This is a genomic window from Deinococcus phoenicis (assembly GCF_000599865.1).
Classification (GTDB): Bacteria; Deinococcota; Deinococci; order Deinococcales; family Deinococcaceae; genus Deinococcus; species Deinococcus phoenicis.
In genome coordinates this window covers 1-20,197 of the sequence record NZ_JHAC01000017.1, presented here as the reverse complement: position 1 = coordinate 20,197, position 20,197 = coordinate 1, and the positions used below count along the sequence as shown (strand labels likewise).

General features: G+C 71.6%; 18 protein-coding genes. 8 read left to right on the top strand and 10 right to left on the bottom strand.

Annotated elements, in window-relative coordinates; genetic code table 11:
* Positions 1–67 precede the first annotated feature (67 nt).
* The 3 genes from proS (at position 68) to DEIPH_RS05205 (ending at position 2,784) form a co-directional block, all read left to right on the top strand.
* The gene (gene proS, locus DEIPH_RS05215) at positions 68–1,558 is read left to right on the top strand and encodes a proline--tRNA ligase (RefSeq protein WP_034354982.1); all 1,491 of its coding nucleotides are present in this window, start codon (positions 68–70) and stop codon (positions 1,556–1,558) included.
* Between the two features lie 71 nt (positions 1,559–1,629).
* A complete protein-coding gene (locus DEIPH_RS05210; RefSeq protein WP_034354979.1) occupies positions 1,630–2,094 on the top strand; it encodes a GNAT family N-acetyltransferase in 465 nt (154 codons plus the stop codon).
* Positions 2,095–2,130: 36 nt separating this feature from the next.
* Positions 2,131–2,784: a DUF1345 domain-containing protein gene (locus tag DEIPH_RS05205; RefSeq protein ID WP_034354977.1), complete on the top strand. Its 654-nt coding sequence runs from the start codon at positions 2,131–2,133 to the stop codon at positions 2,782–2,784.
* Between the two features lie 8 nt (positions 2,785–2,792).
* Here DEIPH_RS05205 and DEIPH_RS05200 read toward each other — a convergent pair whose 3' ends face one another.
* Both DEIPH_RS05200 and DEIPH_RS05195 read right to left on the bottom strand, forming a co-directional pair.
* Positions 2,793–4,310, bottom strand: coding sequence for a histidine kinase N-terminal 7TM domain-containing diguanylate cyclase (locus DEIPH_RS05200; RefSeq protein ID WP_034354974.1), 1,518 nt, complete (start codon positions 4,308–4,310; stop codon positions 2,793–2,795).
* 106 nt (positions 4,311–4,416) lie between these two features.
* Positions 4,417–4,860 (bottom strand): EamA family transporter, encoded by a 444-nt coding sequence (locus tag DEIPH_RS05195; RefSeq protein WP_034354971.1) that lies wholly within the window; start codon positions 4,858–4,860, stop codon positions 4,417–4,419.
* 183 nt (positions 4,861–5,043) lie between these two features.
* Here DEIPH_RS05195 and leuS point away from each other — a divergent pair, with 183 nt between their 5' ends.
* Positions 5,044–7,521: a leucine--tRNA ligase gene (leuS, locus tag DEIPH_RS05190; protein WP_034354969.1), complete on the top strand. Its 2,478-nt coding sequence runs from the start codon at positions 5,044–5,046 to the stop codon at positions 7,519–7,521.
* Between the two features lie 90 nt (positions 7,522–7,611).
* On the opposite strand, the gene DEIPH_RS20770 is transcribed toward leuS, so the two are convergent.
* The 4 genes from DEIPH_RS20770 to DEIPH_RS05180 all read right to left on the bottom strand — a co-directional run bounded on the left by DEIPH_RS20770 (position 7,612) and on the right by DEIPH_RS05180 (position 9,728).
* Positions 7,612–7,746 (bottom strand): hypothetical protein, encoded by a 135-nt coding sequence (locus tag DEIPH_RS20770; protein ID WP_267134644.1) that lies wholly within the window; start codon positions 7,744–7,746, stop codon positions 7,612–7,614.
* Between the two features lie 85 nt (positions 7,747–7,831).
* Positions 7,832–7,993, bottom strand: coding sequence for a hypothetical protein (locus DEIPH_RS20130; protein ID WP_161636036.1), 162 nt, complete (start codon positions 7,991–7,993; stop codon positions 7,832–7,834).
* A gap of 219 nt (positions 7,994–8,212) precedes the next feature.
* Positions 8,213–9,193 (bottom strand): alpha/beta fold hydrolase, encoded by a 981-nt coding sequence (locus DEIPH_RS05185; RefSeq protein WP_034354967.1) that lies wholly within the window; start codon positions 9,191–9,193, stop codon positions 8,213–8,215.
* Between the two features lie 109 nt (positions 9,194–9,302).
* Entirely contained in the window at positions 9,303–9,728 is a 426-nt protein-coding gene (locus DEIPH_RS05180; protein ID WP_034354965.1) for a hypothetical protein, read from the bottom strand.
* Positions 9,729–9,814: 86 nt separating this feature from the next.
* Between DEIPH_RS05180 and DEIPH_RS05175 the strand changes: the two genes are divergently transcribed.
* Entirely contained in the window at positions 9,815–11,059 is a 1,245-nt protein-coding gene (locus DEIPH_RS05175) for a lipid-A-disaccharide synthase-related protein (protein WP_051517172.1), read from the top strand.
* Here DEIPH_RS05175 and DEIPH_RS05170 read toward each other — a convergent pair.
* Complete coding sequence (locus DEIPH_RS05170) at positions 11,047–11,757, bottom strand: polysaccharide deacetylase family protein (protein ID WP_034354961.1); 711 nt, start codon at positions 11,755–11,757, stop codon at positions 11,047–11,049. The genes DEIPH_RS05175 and DEIPH_RS05170 overlap by 13 nt on opposite strands.
* A gap of 4 nt (positions 11,758–11,761) precedes the next feature.
* Positions 11,762–13,009, bottom strand: a complete 1,248-nt coding sequence (locus DEIPH_RS05165; protein ID WP_034354958.1) for an MFS transporter — start codon at positions 13,007–13,009, stop codon at positions 11,762–11,764.
* A 62-nt stretch (positions 13,010–13,071) separates the two neighbouring features.
* Between DEIPH_RS05165 and DEIPH_RS05160 the strand changes: the two genes are divergently transcribed.
* On the top strand, positions 13,072–13,749 hold the full coding sequence (locus DEIPH_RS05160; RefSeq protein WP_034354955.1) for a glycosyltransferase: 678 nt from the start codon (positions 13,072–13,074) through the stop codon (positions 13,747–13,749).
* Here the strand turns inward: DEIPH_RS05160 and DEIPH_RS05155 are convergent.
* Positions 13,715–14,890 (bottom strand): glycosyltransferase family 4 protein, encoded by a 1,176-nt coding sequence (locus DEIPH_RS05155; RefSeq protein ID WP_034354952.1) that lies wholly within the window; start codon positions 14,888–14,890, stop codon positions 13,715–13,717. The genes DEIPH_RS05160 and DEIPH_RS05155 overlap by 35 nt on opposite strands.
* Before the next feature lie 185 nt (positions 14,891–15,075).
* Here DEIPH_RS05155 and DEIPH_RS05150 point away from each other — a divergent pair, with 185 nt between their 5' ends.
* Both DEIPH_RS05150 and DEIPH_RS05145 read left to right on the top strand, forming a co-directional pair.
* Positions 15,076–16,113 (top strand): YkoP family protein, encoded by a 1,038-nt coding sequence (locus DEIPH_RS05150; protein ID WP_034354949.1) that lies wholly within the window; start codon positions 15,076–15,078, stop codon positions 16,111–16,113.
* Positions 16,114–16,521: 408 nt separating this feature from the next.
* On the top strand, positions 16,522–17,046 hold the full coding sequence (locus DEIPH_RS05145; protein WP_034354946.1) for a hypothetical protein: 525 nt from the start codon (positions 16,522–16,524) through the stop codon (positions 17,044–17,046).
* A gap of 3 nt (positions 17,047–17,049) precedes the next feature.
* Here DEIPH_RS05145 and DEIPH_RS05140 read toward each other — a convergent pair whose 3' ends face one another.
* Positions 17,050–19,941, bottom strand: a complete 2,892-nt coding sequence (locus tag DEIPH_RS05140) for a GAF domain-containing sensor histidine kinase (RefSeq protein ID WP_034354943.1) — start codon at positions 19,939–19,941, stop codon at positions 17,050–17,052.
* Between the last annotated feature and the right edge of the window lie 256 nt (positions 19,942–20,197).

The window sequence follows — 20,197 nt, the reverse complement described above, 5'->3', positions numbered from 1 at the left end:
ACAGCCTAGGCCGCCTTCCCCCTGGCGGCAGATTCGCTTCCCACCCGGCCCCGCTATGATGCTCCTTATGACGAAGGCGGCCAGTGGAGACAAGCAGGACAAGAAGGCGCAGCAGTACGGGGTGACGCCCCAGAGCGTGGATTTCAACGACTGGTACAACGAGGTCGTCAAGAAGGCCGACCTGGCGGACAACAGCCCCGTGGCGGGCACCATGGTCGTGCGGCCCTACGGCACCGCGCTGTGGGAGAACATCCAGCGCTGGCTGGACGACCGCTTCAAGGCCACCGGGCACGAGTCGCTGATCTTCCCCACCCTGATCCCCATGAGCTTCATCACGAAGGAAGCCGACCACGTGGAGGGCTTCGCGCCGGAACTGTTCACGGTGGATAAGATCGGCACCGAGAAGCTGGCCGAGCCGTACGTGATGCGCCCCACCTCCGAAACCATCATCGGGCACATGTGGAGCGGGTGGCTGAACAGTTACCGCGACCTCCCCTTCCTGCATTACCAGTGGGGCAGCGTGTTCCGCGCCGAGCTGCGCACCAAGGCCTTCTTGCGAACGAGCGAGTTCTACTGGCACGAGGGCCACACCGCGCACGCCAGCGAGGAGGAAGCCCGCGCCGAGGTCCGGCAGATGCTGGACATCTACCACGAGTTCTGCCGCGATGTCCTCGCGCTGCCGGTGGTGCGCGGCGAGAAGACGGCCAGCGAGCGCTTCGCCGGGGCCGTCGCCACCTACTCTATCGAGGGCATGATGCGCGACGGCAAGGCGCTGCAATCGGGGACCTCGCACTACCTGGGGCAGAACTTTTCCAGAGCCTTCGACGTGAAGTTCCAGACCCGCGAGCAGCGCGAGGAGTACGCCTACACCACCAGTTGGGCGATCTCCAGCCGTATCATCGGCGCGATCATCATGACGCACGGCGACGACTTCGGGCTGATCATGCCACCCCGCATCGCGCCCATTCAGGTCGTCGTGATTCCGGTGGGCCGCAAGGAGAACTTCGACGAGATGGTGGCGGAGGGCGAGCGGCTGGCCGCCGAACTGCGCGCGCAGGGCATTCGCGTCAAAGTGGACAAGCGCGAGGGCGTCACCAACGGCTTCAAGTACAACGACTGGGAACTCAAGGGCGTGCCCGTGCGCATCGAGCTTGGCCCCCGCGACCTCGAACAGGGCGTGGTGGTGGTGAAAAACCGCAATGCCCAGGAGAAGGAGACGCTGCCGCGCGCGGAGGCCATCGGCGGCATGGCGGCCCGCCTGGACGGCATCCACGACTGGCTGCTGAACCGCGCCACCGACTTCCTGCTGTCACACACCGTCTCGGTGGACAGCTATGAGGCCCTCAAGAACGCCATCGAACAGGGCAACTGGGTGCGCGCCTTCCACTGCGGCGACGCGGCGTGCGAGGCCAGCATCAAGGAGGACACCAAGGCCACCACGCGCAACATTCCCCTCGATGACGCCGAGTTCTTCAGCGAGCGCGAGGAGGGCGTCTGCGTGAAGTGCGGCCAGCCCAGCCCCTACGGCAAGCGGGTGATTTTCGGGCGGCAGTACTGAACTGAGAGGCGTCAGGAGCTTCCTTCGGCCCCGTTCCCATATCGGAGCGGGGCCGTCTCTATCCTGGCGCCATGCCCATCCGCCCCTACAGCCCCGCCGACCGGGCCGCCTGCCTGGCCCTTTTCGACTCGAACGTGCCGGAGTTCTTTCTGGCGGAGGAACGGGCGGAGTTCGCGGCCTTTCTGGGTCAGCCCTTCGACCCCGGCGAGTCCGGCGAATACTCCGTGCTGGAGGAGGCGGGGCGGGTCGTGGCGTGCGGAGGCGTGTGGCTCGACCCGGAAAGCCCCGAGCGTCCAGCGGGTCTGAGCTGGGGCATGGTCGCGCGGAACGCCCACCGGCGGGGCTACGGCTCGGCGCTGCTGGCCTTCCGGCTGGCGCGGCTGCGGGCGCTGGGAGCGCGGGAGGTCCACCTGGACACCAGCCAGCACAGCGCGCCCTTTTTCGCCCGCTCCGGCTTCCGCGAGGTGCGGCGCGTGCCCGGCGGCTACGGGCCGGGCCTGGACCGCGTGGATAGGGTGGCGGCGCTGGGCGGGTAGGGTCGTGGCCTGCGGGGCACGTTCTATGCTGACCCGGTGACTGTGCCGCGCCGCCTCCCGCCCCCCGCCGCCGTGAGGCTCCTGCTGGGGGCAGCACTGGGCCTGCTGGTGACTGTGCTGGTGCCGCAGACCTGGCCCCTCACCGCGCGTGTTCTGCTGGGCTGGTGTGCGCTTTGCCTCTTCGTGCTGGGCCGCATCTGGCCCACGCTGCTGCACGCCACCTCAGAACGGACGCGGGCACTCGCCACCCGCGAGGACGACACGCGGGCGCTGGCGCTGCTGCTGACGGTGACGGCGGCGCTGGTCAGCCTGCCGGGCGTGGGGTTCGCGCTGGCGCAGGCGCACCGCCACCCGGAATGGGCGGTGGGGCTGACGCTCCTCGCCGTCCTCACGACGGTGCTGTCCTGGCTGCTGCTGCACACCGAATATACGCTGCACTACGCCCGGCTCTACTACGCCGGCGGTGGCGGCGTGCTGTTTCTGGACGGCGAGGGCACCCTGAACGACCCCGATTACCGCGACTTCCTGTACCTGGGCCTGACCATTGGAATGACGTATCAGGTCAGCGACACCAACATCAACTCGCGCCCGATGCGCTGGCTGCTGCTTCAGCACGCGGTCCTCTCCTACGTGTTCGGCACGGTGGTGATCGCGCTGACGGTGGGCGGCGTGGCGAACCTGCTGGGCTGACCCGGCGGTCATGACTCCGCGCGGGAGTGCTGGCCGCGCCGCCCCCGGCGCTGCGCCTTGTCCTCGTACATCCGCGCGTCTGCCAGCCGCACGAGGGCCTCTCCCGCGCCGTCACCCGGAAAGTACGCGGCACCGAAACTGGCGCCGACCTCGGGAAAGCCCCGGGCACGCACGGCGGCGACGCTGCGCGCCACACGCTCCCGCACCGCAGGCTCACCCACCTGGGTAGACTGCGCCAGCAGCACCGCGAACTCGTCGCCGCCCAGACGGTAGGCCCGGTCCTCGGAGCGGAAGGCCGCGGCCAGGGCCTGCCCGAACGCCAGGAGCAGTTCATCTCCGTAGGCGTGGCCCCGGCGGTCGTTCACGGCCTTGAGGCCGTCGAGGTCGACCATCACGACGCCCAGGCAGAGGGCGTGGCGGTTGGCGCGCGCCAGCTCCCGCGTCAGGTCGGCCTCGAAGGCCCGGCGGTTCCCCAGCCCGGTCAGGGCGTCCTCGTTGGCGAGCTGCCGAATGCGGGCGTGTTCCCGGGCGCGGGTGGTCACGTTCCGCGCCACGACCGCCTGACCGACCCGGCCCCCCTGCGCATTGTGCACCGTGGACAGCTGCACCTCCCAGACCTCTTCCCCGGAGGGCCATTCGGCGGGCACCTGCCCGTCCAGGGGGGGCCAGGACGGGAACAGGTCGCCGGGGCGGTGGCCGCGCAGGTCCGCCGCGGGCTGCCCGGCCAGCCGCGAGGCCCGCGCGTTGGCCTCCACGATGCGGCCCCGCGCGTCCAGCACGAACACGGCGTCCGCCAGTTGCTCCACGACCTGCCGGTGTGCCAGGGGCGCGACGCGCAGCAGGCCATACCGGGCCATGCCCCAGGCGACCGGCACGAGGCTGAGCGCAAAACTGACCGGCGTGGGGTTGACGGCGGCCAGCAGCGGCACACCGAGCAGGTGGAACATGTTGGTCACGGCCGGCACGACCACCGCAAGCAGCATCACCGTGATCTGCGCCCGCTCCGTCCCCCGCGACGAGCGCCAGACGGGCAGGAGCCGCAGCGCGCCCCAGACCAGCAGCGCGTTGGGGTACAGCACCACACCCAGCCAGTACACGGCGTTGCGCCTGACCTGCCCCCACTGCGGGACGTCGGCCGTGTACGACCACACCCACTGGTGGGCGCCATTCGTCCATATCAGCAGCAGCGTCACGGCGGGCAGGGCCAGCAGCGCCAACAGCCGCCCCCGGGGCAGCGGCTCCGGATGCGGGCGCAGGTAACGCTCGACCAGCGCCACCCACGCGACCGGCATGGTCAGGATGCCGAAAAACTCTGTCAGCCCCCAGGACCACCGGAGCGTCGGGGAGACGGCCAGGTGCACGAGGATCTCGCCCAGCAGCCACACGCTGTTGCCGAGCAGCAGCGCCAGCAATGCCCGGTGAACCGGCTGCGCGGCCCGCTGCAAGACGTTCCCGATCATCAACAGGGTCACGGCCTGTGCCAGCAGCAGAGGCGTGACGACCGGAGTGAGGACGTAATCGGGCATGGCAGTGGGATCAGGGCAGCCCGCGCAGAAGCGCCGTGGACCGGAGGCAACCTAGCAGGCCCGCCCTTTCGGGAATCTGTCGGGCACGGTCGTCGGGCGCGGTCCCTCAGCGGTCGCTCGCCAGCAGGTACACGCCCGCCAGCAGCACCAGCAGCCCCGCCCAGCCGCGCCAACTGTGCGGCTCGCGCAGGGCCAGCGCACTGAACAGGAAAATGAAGGCCAGGCTGAGGCGGTCCAGCGCCGCCACCCCCGCCGTCGGCCCGACCCGCAGCGCCGCGAAGTAGGCCAGCCACGACCCCGCCCCGCTGAGGCCCGCCAGCGTGATGAAGAGCCAGGCCCGCCCGCTGAGCTGCACCTTTCCACTTGCCAGCGCCCCCAGTTGCCCGGTGCCCAGCGCGACCGCGAGCATCACCAGCGCCATGATGACGGCACGCAGGGTGGTGGCGAGCGTGGAATTCACACCCTCCAGCCCCAGCTTGCCAAAGACCGTGACACCCGCTCCCCCGAGGGCGGTCAGCAGACCGAGGGCGATCCATTGCAGGTTGTTCATGGAGGCATGATGCGCCCGGAGAGGCCCCCCGCCCCTTTCCCCCCACCTCCAACTCCTTTACACTGAGAGGCGTGATCCGCTCTGCGCTTACCACCCGGGGACGCCTCGCCTAGCTCTGAGCTTCGTGCGTGCGTCCCCGGCTGTGTGTGGCCGGGGCGTTTTCTTTGTCAAGGAGTGACGGACATGACCAGACCCGAGATTGCCGAACCGCGCGCCGAGCGCTACAACCCGCACGCCATCGAGCCGAAGTGGCAGGAGACGTGGGAGCGCGAGGGACTGTACACCTTCGTTGAAGACCCCACAAAGACCAAGCACTACGCCCTGACGATGTTCCCGTACCCCTCCGGGAATCTGCACATCGGGCACTGGTACGCCAACGTTGCGCCGGACGCCCACGCGCGCTGGATGCGGATGCGCGGCTTCAACGTCTTCTTTCCGATGGGCTTCGACGCCTTCGGCCTGCCCGCCGAGAACGCGGCGATCAAGAACAACCTGGACCCCGCCCGGTGGACCTACGCCAACATCGAACACATGCTGGGGCAGTTCCGGCGGATGGGCACCATGATCGACTGGAGCCGCCGCTTCGCCACCTGCGACCCCGAGTATTACCGCTGGAACCAGTGGTTTTTCACCGAGTTCTTCCGGCGCGGGCTGGCCTACAAGAAGGGCGGCCTGGTGAACTGGTGCCCGAAAGACCAGACCGTGCTGGCGAATGAGCAGGTGGTGGACGGGCGCTGCGAACGCTGCGGCACCCCGGTCGAGCGCCGCAACCTGAGCCAGTGGTACCTGAAGATCACCGACTACGCCGACGAGCTGCTGGACTTCAGTGACACCGACATGCCCGAGCGCGTCAAGGCGATGCAGACCAACTGGATCGGCAAGAGCGTGGGCGCCGAGATCACCTTCGATACGCCCGCCGGGCCGGAAACTGTCTTCACCACCCGGCCCGACACGCTGATGGGCGCGACCTTCCTGGTGCTGGCCCCCGAACATGCCAAAGTCGCGGAGCTGACTACTCCGGAGCAGGCCGAGGCCGTGCGCGCCTACGTCGAGGCGGCGGGCCGCAAGACCGACGTGGAGCGCCAGCAGGAGAGCGGCGAGAAGACCGGTGTCTTTACCGGGTCCTACGCCACGCACCCCGTCACCGGGCACCAGTTGCCGGTCTGGGTGGCGGATTACGTGCTGGTCACCTACGGCACCGGCTCCATCATGGCCGTGCCCGCCCACGACGAACGCGACTTCGAGTTCGCGCGCAGGTTCGGGCTGGAGATCCGGGAAGTGATTCGGCCGGGGGGCCTGGAGGGCATGGGCGAGAATCCCGAGGCGGCCTACACCGGCGAGGGCGTCATCGTCCATTCCGGCGAATTCGACGGGCTGCCGGGGGGGAAGGCCAGCATCGCGCAGATCACCGAGCGGCTGGAGGCGCTGGGCGTGGCGCAGGCCAAGACCACCTACCGCCTGCGCGACTGGCTGGTGTCGCGGCAACGCTACTGGGGCACGCCCATCCCCATCGTGTACTGCCCGGAACACGGCGCGCAGCCCGTTCCCGCTGACCAGCTGCCCGTGCGGCTGCCCGAAAACGTGGCGTTCACACCCACCGGCCAGAGTCCGCTGAAGCTGGACCGGGAATGGACGGCCACCACCTGCCCCGTCTGCGGCGGCCCCGCCGAGCGCGACACCGACACGATGGACACCTTCGTGGATTCGAGCTGGTACATGTACCGCTACCTGTCGCCGCACGACGACCAGCACCCCTTCGACCCGGCGCACGCCAACCTGCTGCCGGTGGACCTGTACACGGGCGGCATCGAACACGCCATCCTGCACCTGTTGTACAGCCGCTTCTGGACCAAGGTGATGCGCGACATGGGCCTGACCACGCAGAATGAGCCGTTCGCGCACCTGCGCAACCAGGGCATGATCCTGGGGTCGGACGGCGAGAAGATGAGCAAGTCTCGCGGCAATGTGGTGGACCCCGACGACCTGGTGCGCGAGTACGGCGCGGACACGGTGCGCGCGTACCTGATGTTCATCGCCCCCTGGGAACTGGGCGGCCCCTGGGACCCCAGCGGCATCAACGGCCCCGCCAAGTGGCTGAGCCGCGTGTGGGCGCTGTACTTCGACGAGAAGGCCGTTGGTCCCGAGGAGAAGGTCACGGAAGCCGATCTGCGCCACGCCGTCCACTCCACGCTGAAAAAGGTGGGGGGCGACTTCGAGCGCATGAGCTTCAACACCATCATCGCCGCACTGATGGAGCTGACGAACACGCTGGTCAAGGCCAAGCGTTCCCCCGTTTTCGGCACGCCCGCCTGGGAGGAGGCGCTGGACATCTTCAACCGGATGCTGGCCCCCGTCGTGCCCTACATCGCGGAGGAGCTGTATCAGCAAAGGTGGGGCATGGAGCGCGGGGGCACCCAGAGTGTCCACCTGCAACCCTGGCCGGAAGTGGACGAAGCGGCCGCCGTGCGCGATACCGTCACCATCGGCGTGCAGGTCAGCGGGAAGGTGCGTGGGCAGGTGGACATCAGCAAGACCGCGACCCAGGCAGAAGCCCTGGCCGCCGCACGCGCGAATCCCGACGTGGCCCGCTTCGTGGAGGGCAAGGAGACCGTGAAGGAAGTCTACGTGCCGGGGCGGATCATCAATATCGTGGTTCGGTAAGCCCCGGACGAGGAGCGCCCCACTCTTGCCGAACTGGCGAGTGGGGCGCTTTTGCAAAGGCAAAGGGGGAACAGGTCTGCCGGACGCCGCTCAGGTGAGCTGACCCTCACCCTGGGTCAGGGGGCCTTCTTCCCGCGCGAGTTCCCGGTCTTCGCGGGTCAGTGAGAGGAACGCGAGCACCATCATCAGCACGGTGACGGCGGCCATCACGAGAACGACTTCCATGACCCCAGTGTGCGGGGCAGCCCCCTGCGGATGGTGACCAGCCACTTTAGGGAACCCGCAACGGGACTTGAGAGAACCTAGAGACTCATCCTGGCCGCCCGTCCGCCGCAGGACTTGCGGGACCTTCTTCGGAGAAGTGTGGGTCAGCTCCTTCCCGCCCTCCTGCTGCCTCGGGCGTCCCGCCCAGGGCCTCCAGCAGCACCCGGACCTGTTCGGCGTTGGCCTGCGCGTGGGTGTCATCGGTCATGAGGGGGATGGTGACATGCCGGGCGGCCGGGCATTGCCGCATTTGCCGCCGCGCTGCCGGGCGGCTCAGCCGGACTCCGGTGGCACAGTAGGCAATCACTGTAAAACTCGATCAACACTGCGCAACCTGACCAACGGGAGAAGAAAAGCGGACGGACTCCAGAAAGGAGTCGACCTTCAGCGCTTTCCCGGAGGCCAACGGCTGGGGCCGGAATCCGTCTCAGGGGTTCCCGGCCCAAAAGGCGTCGAGAGCGGCCCGCACCTGCGGCAGCTGCTCGAACTGCGGCAGGCCGTCCGTGCCGGGGATGCGGACCGCCTGGACGCCGGGCTGCTGGACGAACAGGGGCAGCAGGTCGAAGGTCACGAAGCCGTCGCGGTCGTACAGGACGGTGGTGGGGACGCGCAGCTTGCTGTAGAGGGTGCGGTAGGCCTCCGGCGTGAAGAGCAGGCCGCTGATGAAGTACAGGGGCGCGTTTTTGGCCCCGGGCTGTCGGCTGGTGTCCAGGCAGTACCCGATCAGGCCCGCATCCACCGGACCACGGAAGGAACGGCTCAGAAAATAGTGGATGCTGGGGCGGGTCCGCAGCAGGGCATACAGCGGGGTGCCCACGCTGCTGAGCGTGCCGTAGAGGCGCTCGCCCTTCTCTGCGGCGTTCGCCTCCTGGCTGCTGCCGCGTGGCTGCCCCAGGCCACTGGGGCTGATCAGGGCCAGGGAGCGGATGCGGCCTTCCTCCAGCGCCGCCCGCGCCGCGAACTCGCTGCCGAGGCTGAGGGCCACCACGTCCACGTCGGTGCCGAGTTCGGTCACCAGGGCGCGCAGGGCCGCCGCCATCAGGTCCGGCGTGTAGCGCACGTCGGGGCGGTCACTGCTGCCGAAGCCGGGCCATTCGAGCGCGTAGAGGGGCCGCCTTCCCGCGTAAGCGTCCCACAGGGGCTTCATCTCGTAGGCGCTCGCGGCGGCATTCACCGAATGGGTCAGGATCAGGGGACGCCCGGTGCCGCCTGGGTGGGCGTAGTACGCGACGCGCCCGAAGCCGGGCAGGTTCAGGGTGCGCCGCTCGCCCTCCACGGCGGGCCGCAGGTCGGAAGACAGGGGGACAGCGGGCGAGGGCGCTGAGAGCGCGGCCCGCGCGAGCGCGGCGGCCCCGAGGGACAGAAGGGCGGTCAGCAGCAGGCGCGCGGCGGTCCGGTTGGTCCTCATAGGGGGATGGTTCCGGTTCCGTGCCCACCGGGCCGTCAGCGGCGACACGTTGTCGGGGAGGATCTCAAGGTTGCATGAACAGTCGCATCGACGCCGGTGGGTTCAGGGATTAGTTCAGGGGCAGCTCCGGGTGGGCACCCGGGTCCCGCCCCGCGTAGGTCGCCTCCAGCTCGCGCAGCAGGCGGCGGGCCAGGGCCGTCAGGTCGTCCTCGGTCACATGCGTCAGGTGGAAGGCGCCGCCCGGCCCGTATTCGCCCACGAAGGCCCCGTCCACCCGGCGCACACGCACCAGCACCTCGCACAGCCCCAGACGCAGCCACGCGGCATACCAGCCGCCCGGCGGTGGGGGGCGCAGGCGGCACAGCGGGTCGGGCGTGGGGTCCAGAATGACGTTGTTCAGCGGACGGCCCGGCCCGCTCGCGGTTCTGAGAGCGTGGTACAGCGCGTTCAGGAACGCCTCGCAGGCCCGGCCCTCGGCCTGCCGCTCGCGCGCATGGCGGCGGATCACGGCTTGCAGGGCGTCGAAGTCGCTCACAGTGTCCCATTCCTACCATGTCCCCCGGCCGGTCTGCTCCTCCCGGTCTGGCCCCCGGTGCTCCGGCCCCCGGTATCCTGCGCGGCGTGAGCGCCCCCCTGTCCCCCGCCCGTCCGGCCTTGCTTCTCTCCAACGGGACGGCGGAAGACCTGATCGGGGCGCGGCTGCTGGGGCACCTGAACGCGGCGGCGCGGGTGCTGCCCCTGGTGGGCGCGGGCCGGGTCTATGCGGGCCTGCCGGAAGTCAGGCGGGTGGGCACGGCGCTGGACCTGCCCAGCGGCGGCTTTCCTTTCGGCAGTCTGGAGAATCTGCGGGCCGATCTGCGCGCCGGGCTGGTGCCGGCCTCGCTGGGGCAGTGGCGGGACGCGGTGCGGGCGGCGCGCGGGGCCGGCGCGGTGGTCGTGGTGGGCGACGCCTACGCGCTGATGATCGGCAGCGTGGCGGCGCGGCGGGCCGGTCTTCCCCTGGTGCACGTGCAGCCGCTGCTCAGCGCGCATTACCTGGAGGGGCTGGGGGGAGCGGGCGCGCTGCGCGAACTGAACGCCCTGGGGGCCAACCTGCCCATGCCCTACGAGCTGCGGCTGGCCAGAGCCGCGCGGGCGGTCTTCGTCCGCGACGCGGCGACCGCCCGCTATTACGCGGCGCGGGGCGTCCCGGCACGCTGGGCGGGCAGCTTTGCCATGGACGTGCTGCCGCCCCCCGAGCGCGACCTGGCCGGCCTGACCGGGGGGCGGCGCGTGCTGGCCCTGCTCCCCGGCTCCCGTGAGGACCACCGCGAGAGCCTGCCCCTGATGCTGGGCGCGGCGGCCCACGTGCCGGAGGTGGCCGCCGTCGTCGCCTGGCCGCACGGGTGGGAGGCCGTGACCCTGCCGGGGGGCTGGACCCTGGAGGTTCTGGACGAGCAGGCCGCCTGGGCGCAGGGCGGGGGCGCGCGGGTCGCCCTGCTGCGGGGAGCTTTCGGGGCCGTCGCGCGGGCGGCGGACGTGGCGGTCGGCACGGCGGGCACGGCGAACGAGCAGCTGGCGGGCCTGGGCGTGCCGGTGGTGGCCTTTCCCACCGGTGGCCCGCAGTTCACCCCCGGCTTTGCCCGGCGTCAGGCCCGCCTGCTGGGGGCGGCGCTGGCCGTGGTGGCCCCCGACCCGCAGGGGATCGCGGCGGAGGTGCGGGCGCTCCTCCGCGACGGCGCTCGGCGGGCCAGGGCCGCCCAGGCGGGCCTGACACGGGTCGGACCGGCCGGGGCGCTGCCCGTGATCGCGGCGGAGGTGCGCTCACTCCTGACGGCCCCAGCCCAGCCCCCACAGACTCAGCCCCCGGAAGCTCAGCGCCCGTAGCTCGCCCGCAGCCGCCGCAGCCCCTCCCCCAGCCCGATGCGGCGCGGGGGCAGGTCACCCAGCAGGACCGGCGTCAGGTTGCGGTCGCGCAGGCCCTCCAACAGCAGGTCCAGCAGCGCCGGCGTGACGGCGGGGCCGTCGTGCAGCAGCAGGACGCTGCCGGGCCGCGTGCGGGCCAGCGCCTGTGCAGCGAGGTCGGCGGCGGGCGCGGCCGTCCAGTCCCGTCCCTCCACGTCCCAGAGGGCCACTTGACGGCGGGCGAGGCGGGCCAGCACCCGCGTCAGGGGACTGTGCCCACCGTAGGGGGGGCGGTACAGCCACGGGCCGGGTTCGGCGGCGCGGGGATGCCAACGTACCTGCGCCCCTTCGTGCCAGGGCGGCAGCAGCAGCGCGTGGGTATGCCAGCGCCCGTGCGCCTCCACCTGATGCCCGGCCGTCCGCAGCGTCCGGAGCAGCTCCGGCCAGCGCGCGGCGGCGGGCGCCGTCACGAAAAAGGTAGCGGGCGCCCCATGCCGCGCGAGGACGGCCAGCAGCGCCGGGGTCTGCCCGCTCGGGCCGTCGTCGAAGGTCAGGGCGACCCGGCGGGCGTGGCGGTCACCGGGACCGAGGGCACCCCAGCCGGCGGCGCGGCCCAGCCCGTCGGCCAGCAGCACGGCCAGCGCCGCCGTGCCCAGGACAAGCCGCCCTGCGCGCCGCACGGAGTCAGGTGGGCTGCGCGTTCCGGTGGTCCCGGAAGGCGCGGCGGAAAACGGTGTAGGCGGCCGCCGTGGTGAGGGCCAGCGCCGCACCCGCCAGGAACGGGCCGGGCACACCCAGGTGGGCATACGCGAAGGTCCCCACCAGCGGGCCGAGCGCAGTTCCGGCGTTCTCGACCGTCATCAACGCGCCCCAGGCGGCGGGGCGCTCGGCCTCGGGCAGGGTGCCGGTCACCAGGGCGGCCCAGCCCGGCATGATGAAGGCGTAGCCCACCCCCGCGAGCGCGGCCAGCGGGTACAGCGTCCACACGGGCGGCGTGGTGGCGAACAGGGCCAGCGCCACCCCCAGCAGCGCGAAGCCCAGCGTGACCGCGAGCCGGGCATGCCCACCATCGGCCACCCGGCCCGTCAGGGGCAGGCCGCCGTAGGCGACCGCGCCGCCGACGGCCAGAATCCCCACCATGCCCCAGTAGTTCACGCCCAGCGAGGGCGCGAGCGTGAACAGCAGCGGCCCCAGCAGCGTCAGCGTGAGCGTCTGCATGAAGGCGGCGGGCAGCAGCGGGGCCAGCGCACGCGCCGCCACGCGCACGCGGGCCTGCGGGGCGGGGGCAGCGGGCGGCGCGGCCTCTGCCTCCACCGGATCTGCCTCCACCGGAGCGGGGGGCCGGGGAGCGCGCAGCGGCACGGCCAGCGCCGCCAGCAGGCCCAGCGCCTGCACGCCCAGCGCCAGCAGGTAGGGCAGCCGGTCGGTGCGGCCCGCCACCGCCCCGAACAGCAGGAACCCGGCCCCCACCAGCGGCATCACCGTCAGGCTGACAAAGGTCAGGGCGCGCCCCTGGTAGCCCTCCCGCGCGGCATCGGCGGTCAGGTTCATGGTGCCGGGCCACATGGCCGAAAAGCCTGCGCCGTGCAGGGCAGCGATCAGGACCAGCAGCCAGAGGCTGTGCGCCAGGGGCAGCAGCGCCAGGGCCGCCAGGCTCAGCAGCGCGCCCCCCAGCATCACGGGCCGCAGGCCGAAGCGGGCGATCAGGGCACCGGCCGGGCCGCGCATCACGGTGTCGGCGGCAAAATGGGCAGTCCAGGCCGCCCCCACGGCGGTGAGGGGCAACCCCAGCTCCCGGGGTCCGGCCTGCGGCAGGTAAGCCGCGTACAGGCCGCTGCGGACAAACTCCGCGCAGGCCAGGGTCAGCGCGGCGGCGGCGACACTGCCGAGGGTGCCGGAACGCAGCGGCAGCGGGGGCAGGCGGCGGGTCACGCGCCCCGCCGCCCGGGGCGCTTCCCGGTGCGCGGGCGGCGGCAGCCTGCTACCCTGGCGCGGTGCCGGACTTCACGGTCGTGATTCCCGCGCGCAACGAGGCGGCCTACCTGCCGCTGACGCTGCGCGCCCTCGAACGCCAGACGCAACCTCCCGCCGCCGTCATCGTGGTGGACAACGCCAGCCACGACGGCACGGCGCAGGTGGCGCGGGCGTGGGGGGCCTGCGTCGTGGCCTGCGAGGTGCGCGGTATCGCCCGGGCGCGGCAGGCGGGGCTGGACGCCGCGCGCACGCCCTGGGTCGCCTCGACCGATGCCGACTCGCTGCCCTCGCCGGAATGGCTGGCCCGGCTGGGCCACGCGGCCACGCAGTCGCCGGGGCGGGTGGCCCTCTACGGCCCGATGCGCTTCTGCGGCGTGTCGCGGCCCGTGGTGACCCTCTCGGAACTGGGCTACGGCACCTTCCTGCGCGCCTGCGAGGTGGCGGGCCGGCCCAATCTCGCGGGCGCGAATATGGCCTTTTCCCGGCAGGCGGCGGTGCTGGCCGGCGGATACCCCGACGTGGAAGCCTACGAGGACGTGCTGCTGGGGCAGGCGCTGGGGCGGCTGGGAGAGGTGGCGTACGTCCCCGGCGCGCTGGTCGAGACGAGCGCGCGCCGGCTGGAGGGGGGCTGGCTGCCCTTCTTGTGGCGGCACGCGCTGAATCTCAGTGGTCATACGCGAGGGTATTTCGGGGACTAGCGGCCTCGGGAAAGGGAATCTCGCGCGGCACGCCCAGCACGCCCGCATACACGTCCAGCACCCGCTCGGCCACCCCGCCCGGCGTCCAGGCCGTCCCGAAGGTCCGTGCCCCCTCCGAGAGCCGCGCCCACAGCTTCCCGTCGGTCAGGATCGCCTGCGCATGTCGGGTCAGGGCCGCCACGTCGCCGGGCGGGACGAGGTAGCCGCTGCGGCCCTGCGCCACGCCGCTCAGGGTCCCCCGCGCCCCGACCGCCACGACCGGCACGCCCATCAGCTGCGCCTCCTGGAGGACCAGGCCCTGCGTCTCGGTGTCGCTGGCGAACAGGAACAGCTCGGCCAGGCGGTAATACGCGCCGATCTCGGTCCAGGGCTTCACGCCCAGGAAGGTCACGCGGTCCCCCACGCCCAGGCGCTCGGCGTGCCGGACCAGCTGCTCACGCTCCGGCCCCTCGCCCAGAATGACCAGGTGGGCGCCGGGCAGCCCCGCCAGCGCGTCCAGCACCAGATCGAAGCGTTTCTCGCGGGCCAGCCGCCCCACCGTCAGCAGGCGGCGCGTCCCGGCGGGCCAGGGACTCTGTACCGGCGGGGCCGAGTGCAGCACCTCCGGCTCGACGCTGGTGGGAATCACGACCGGGTTGCGCACGCCCATCTCGCGGGTCACGTCCAGCATCGCGGCGGTGGGGGTAATCACGGCGTCGGCGCGGCGGTAGTACAGGCCCATCAGCCGGGTGACCACCCGCGTCTGCTTTTGCAGCAGGGTCAGGCCCGGCACGTAATGCGTGTACGCCTCGATATGGGTGTGGTAGGTGGCGACGTGCGGCACGTCCCACTTGCGGGCCAGCCGCGCGCCCGCCAGCCCCAGGGTCAGCGGCGTGTGGGTGTGGATCACGTCGTACTTCTGCTCGAAATCCCTGCGGGTGGGCCAGGCCAGGCGGTAGGTCGGCAAAAACACGTAGCGCACGCTGGGCGCGCGGCGCACGTCCGGGCGGGTGTCCTGCTGCTCCGGGAAGAAGGGGGCGACCACGTCCACGTGATGCCCCCGCGCGCGCAGCTCGTCGCTGAGGAGACCCACGCTGGTCACGATGCCGTTCTGGTCCGGCAGGAACGTGTCCGTGAACAGCCCGATCCTCAGGGGCTTCATGCCGCTCGCCCGCACGGTCTGTCGCCGCACAACCCGTACCCGCACACCGCAGTGGTCAAGGAAAGCTGAAGCATCACTAGACAGGAGCATACGACGCCGGACATGAGAGACGCGCCGGGTCACGGTGGGGGCAGGGGGGGGCACCCGGGTTTGCCGCGCCGCCTTTTGTCTCCTACAGTCGGCCCATGTCCACGCTGCGCTCCCCGGCCCGCTTCCTCTGGCCCGCCCTGACCCGCGCGGGCGTCTTCGGTGCCCTGCACGGAGGGCATCCCGGCGACCCCCGTCTGGGCCTCACCGTCCCGGTCCACACGGCCAGCGACCTGCGAACCGTCCTGACGGCCCTGAGGGGGGCGGAGGTCCGGGCCACGCTGCTGCTTTCCCCCCCGCTCGCGCGGCAGGTGCCCGGGGAAGTGCGGGCGGCCACGCACGCGGGGCATGAGGTCGCCGGCTGGGGAAAACCCACGGCCCTCGCCCTGCTGGAGGTGACGGCGGGCCAGCCCGTAACGACCTGGGCGCTGGACGGCCCGGCGCTGACCCGCCCCCACCTCGCCTTGCTCGCCGCGCGGGGGGTGCGCCCGCTGCCGCTGCCCTCCCCCACCCCGGAACCGGGCCTGACGCTGCGGGTGGCTCCCGGCGACCTCGTCCGCGCCCTGCCGGAGCTGAAGGCGCTCGGTTACCGCCCGGTGCCCGTGCGCGAGCTGCCGGAACTGCGGCCCGCCGCACCCCGCGACCTGCTGATTCACGTCTACCGCCGCCTGGTGGACGACCGTTTCGCCCGCGCGCACGGCGTGACACCCCTCACCGGGCGCGCGGACGCGGTGATGCGGATCGCGGCCCGGCCCGCGCCGTCAGAGCTGCCTTTCCCGCCCGGCACGCCCACCGCCGAGCTGCACCTGCACAGCCCGCGTCTGGTGGGCCTGACCGCCAGAGGCGCGCTGACCGCCTACCGCGCCTACCAGCGTTCGCTGCGCGACGTGGCCCGCGCCCTGCGCGAACGCCCCGAGTTGCAAGGCGCGCGGGCGGTGTTCGCGGTCACGCTCTTTCACGGCCCGCTGGAGAAGAACGGCTTCACGCTGGTCCCGCTGCCGCCCCTCCAGGCACGGGTGTACGGCCTGGGCTTCCGCCTGATGCGGCTGGTGTACGGCACGACCGTTTCACCCTCCGAGACCGAACCGAAACTGGCGTGGATGGAGCGGGAGGCGTTTCTGGCGCGGCATGGGTGATACGAATTCCGGTTGAACAGTTACAAAAACTGTTCAACCCGAGCGGAGCGAGCCGGAAAGAAACGGTTGCCGGGAAAGGAGTTATCGAATCGGCGCTTTCCCGATTTGATAACGGATTGGACGGAAACCGTATGAGGGGGCCACACCGTTAGATCATTTGTCCGAATTACACCATTGGAGGGAAAGCGCCTCCAACGGTTCCATTCTCTGCTTCGCAGCTTTGCAAGTCCCAAACGCTCTCCCTCTTGCACTCGCTGTCTTGGGCAGAACGGACTGTCGGTCAGAACGGACTCGCTTGAGCAAGCCTGCCCTCCCCTTGAGGACGCCTGCCCGCCCGCTCGGTCAAAAAGAAGGTCTCTTTTTGACAAATGCTCTAAGCTGAACAGACCCGGCAAAGGAGGCTCCACCATGACTGCCCCGCCCCGCCCGGTTCCCGCAAGTCCCGTCCTGACGGCTCCCTTTCGGCTGCTGCTGCTCTTGTGGCTGGCGGCGTTGATCGGCATGTACCTCTGGCACGCCAACGACCTGCTGGCCCGTGCCCGGCACGCCGCCGAGCCGCCGCCCGCACCGGCAGCCCCCGCCGCGCCCCCCACCACGGCCAGCGAGGTGCAGGTGGCCCTGTACGCCGAGCAGGTCAAGGTCTACACGCAGCAGGTGGCGGTGTACCAGGCCCAGCTCAGCGCACGCAACACCCCGCCGCTGGTCACGGCCTACGACAAGACGCTCAATGCCTCGCTGGGCGACCAGTTCGGGGCGTTCGCGGCGGCCCTGGTGGGCGTGGTGTTCGCGGGGGCGGGCGCGCGGGCGCTGGAAGCGTTGGCCCGGCCGCAGGCGGCGGGACCATCTGGCCGGAGTTTCCCGGAGAGTCTGCCGGGGACCTCTGGCGAACAGATTCCGCCGCCCCCCGCCACGACCATTCAGAACGTGCTGTGACCCTCAGCCCGGCAACGTGAAGATGAGGGTGGTGCCCCGGCCCGGTTCGCTGTCCACGTCCAGTTCGCCCCCGGCCAGCGTGACCCGCTCGCGCAGGCCGGTCAGCCCCAGGTGCCCGGCCTGCGCGCGGGCCTGCGCCTGAGCGGGCGTGAACCCCTGGCCGTCGTCGGTGATGGCAACGCGCACGCCCGCCGGACCGAAAGCCACCCGGATGGCGGCGCTGCTGGCCCGCGCGTGCTTGTCCACGTTGGTCAGGGCCTCCTGCGCCAGCCGGAACACGGTGAGTTCCAGGGCGGGCGCGAGGCGGCGATCCAAGCCGCTGACCTCCAGCCGGGTGTCGGTCCGGGCCTGCCCCGCCAGCCATTCCAGGGCGGGCAGCAGGCCCAGGTCGTCCAGCACGCTGGGGCGCAGATTGCGGGCAAAGCGGCGCACACTCTCGATGGCCGCATTCAGATCGCCCAGGATGTCGTCGGCGCGGGCACGCTGCGGGCCGTCCAGTTCGCGGGCCAGGCGGGCCACGCGGCGCGAGGTGGCAATCAACACCTGGGCGGTGTCGTCGTGCAGCTCACGGCTGATGCGGCGGCGTTCTTCCTCCTGTGCCTGGGTAAAGAGGGTGAGGTAACTCCGCAGTTCCAGGGTGCGGCTGGTGGCGGCCTCCAGCGCCTGCCCGCGCCGCTGGATCTCGGCGGCCAGGGTCTGGAGTTCCGAGAGGTCGCGGGCCACCGTCAGGACGCTGTGGGGGGTGCCGGACTGCCGCACGGCACTCAGGCGCACCTCCAGGCGGTACGGCCCCACCTCGATCTCGGTGCGGCCCCCGGCGGGGTGGGTGTGCGCGGCGTCCCAGGCGGCGTGCAGGGCGCTGCGGGTGGCCGGGCCGGGGAGGTTCAGCAGGTTCGCGCCCACCAGCGGCCCGGTCAGGGGCGCCAGCAACCGGGTGGCGGCGGGATTGGCGTAGGTGATCTCGCCGCCGGGGTCGGCACTCAGGATCAGGTCGTGCGCGCCCTCCGCAAGCTGGCGGTAGCGGGCCTCCTCGCGGGCCAGGGCCGAGAGCAGACGCTCGCGGGTCAGGGTCAGGGCCATCTGGTCGGCCACGCTGCGCGCGAGTTGCAGCACGCGGTCACCGGGGGCCTCGGTGCCGGGGTCGTCGGCGTACAGGAAGCCGAGGAGGTGGTCCGGACCGTCCCCGCCCGGGTCGCCGCGCAGGGGCACGATCAGCGCGCTTCCGGCCACCGGCAGGGCGTGACGGCGCGCCAGGGGCCGGGGACCGCGCCCCAGTTGCGCGAGCAGCGAGGCGAGTTCGGCGGGGGCGGGCACGTGCAGGTTGAAGGTCGCGCAGCGCGTCACCTCGCCCCCCTCCCCGGTCAGGGCGATCAAACCGCGACCGGCATTCAGGGCCAGCGTGGCGAGCCGGGCCGCCTCCGCCAGCGCCCGGTCGCTCTGGTCCTCGCCCAGCAGCCGCCCGACGTTCAGCAGCACGGCGGCCTCGCGTTCGCGGCGCAGCTCTTCCTCGTACAGCCGCGCGTTCTCGATGGCGAGGCTGGCCTGGGCGGCAAACACTTCCGTCAGGGCGAGGTCGTCGGCGTCGAGGGGCAGCGGTTCCGTCCAGTACAGTGTCAGCGCCCCGAACACCCCGGCGCGGGTGCCCAATGGCAGGCCCACCACTCCCCGGTACGGATAGCGGCCCTGCGCCAGCAGTTGCCGGGTATAGCGGCTGCCCCCGCCCAGATGCTCGGTGGTCATGTCGCGCGCGGCCACGATTTCACGGCGCTCTACCGCGCGCCCGGTCACACCCGCCCCCACCTTGGCCCGCACCCGCAGCACGTACTCACTGGGCAGGCCCACCGCGTTGCGGATGGTGAGGGTGCGCCCGTCGGGTTGCAGCTCGTACACCCCCGCCGCATCTGCGCCGAACAGGGCCGTGGCCTTGTCCAGCAGCCGCGCCAGGGTATCGCGCAGGTGCAGGCTGCCGGCCAGCGCCGCGCCCGCTTCACGCAGCGCCTCGGCGGCCTCGCGTTTGCGGGTTTCGGTGGTGTAGAGCCGCGCGTTGTCGATCGCCAGGGACGCCTGCTCGGCCAGGGCCAGCACCAGCCAGGTGTCGTCCTCGCTGACGCGTGCGCCCGGCGAGCGGCTGTCCACGTACAGCACGCCCAGCGGGCGGCCCCGCGCGCTCAGCGGCGCGATCAGGGCCACCTCGGGGTCCAGCTCGGCCAGGCCCGACGCCAGCGGTGTCCCCGCATCGCGCGCCCGCTCGTAGAGAATCACCTCGCCCCGGTCCACCAGCCGCCCGAACGACACCGGCCCCACCCCGATCCCCCCCGTAAAGGCCGAGTCGAAGCCGTGCGTGAAGACCTCCCCGGTGCGCGCCCCCTGCTCCCCCACCTCGCTGAACAGGCCCACGAAGGCCCGCCCGAAGCCCAGGGCCAGCGCGGCACTCTCGGCGGTGGCGGTCAGCACCTCCGCCAGGTCCAGGCTGCCGCCCAGCCGCCGCACCAGTTGCTCGACCGTCTCGGCCACCCGGCCCCGGCCCCGCCGCACCTCGCGCGCCTGGACGCCCTCCAGCGCCAGCGTCAGCAGCGGCGTCAGGCCCGCCAGCGCCTCCACGCCCTCCGGATCGGCCCCCACGAACTCCAGCACGCCCCCACCGAAGGGCAGACAGGCCAGCATCCCCTCCCCCAGCGGCTGCCCCTGCGCCAGTGCCCGCGCCGCCAGCGTCCCGTCACTCAGGCCCAGCCCCCGCCCCTCCTCGCCCACCACCACCAGCGACCCGCCCACCACCGCCCAGACCTGCACCCCGTGCGCCCGCACGGTCTGACACGCGAACCCCGCCAGCGCCAGGCCGAACGCCCGCACGGTGGGCGCGGCGCTCAGGTCGGGGGGGAAGGGAGGCAGGGTCATGGGGAGATCGGGGAAAGGGCTGAGCAGATGCTAGAGCGTCCGGCGTGCGGGAGCCAGTCACCCGCGTAAGGGAACAGCACCGGCTCAGCCGCCGTGACGCTTGGCCAACCTGACCCCGACCAAAGCCGAGGTGCTCCCTTCTTTTCAAAACTTGATAGCGGTCAAAACCTGATAGCGGGTTGCCCATCGCCAGCTTCCAACGCCGTTTAGGGCCTGGGGCTTGCGGGGCAAAAATAGCGTGCTGAGCGCATAAAAA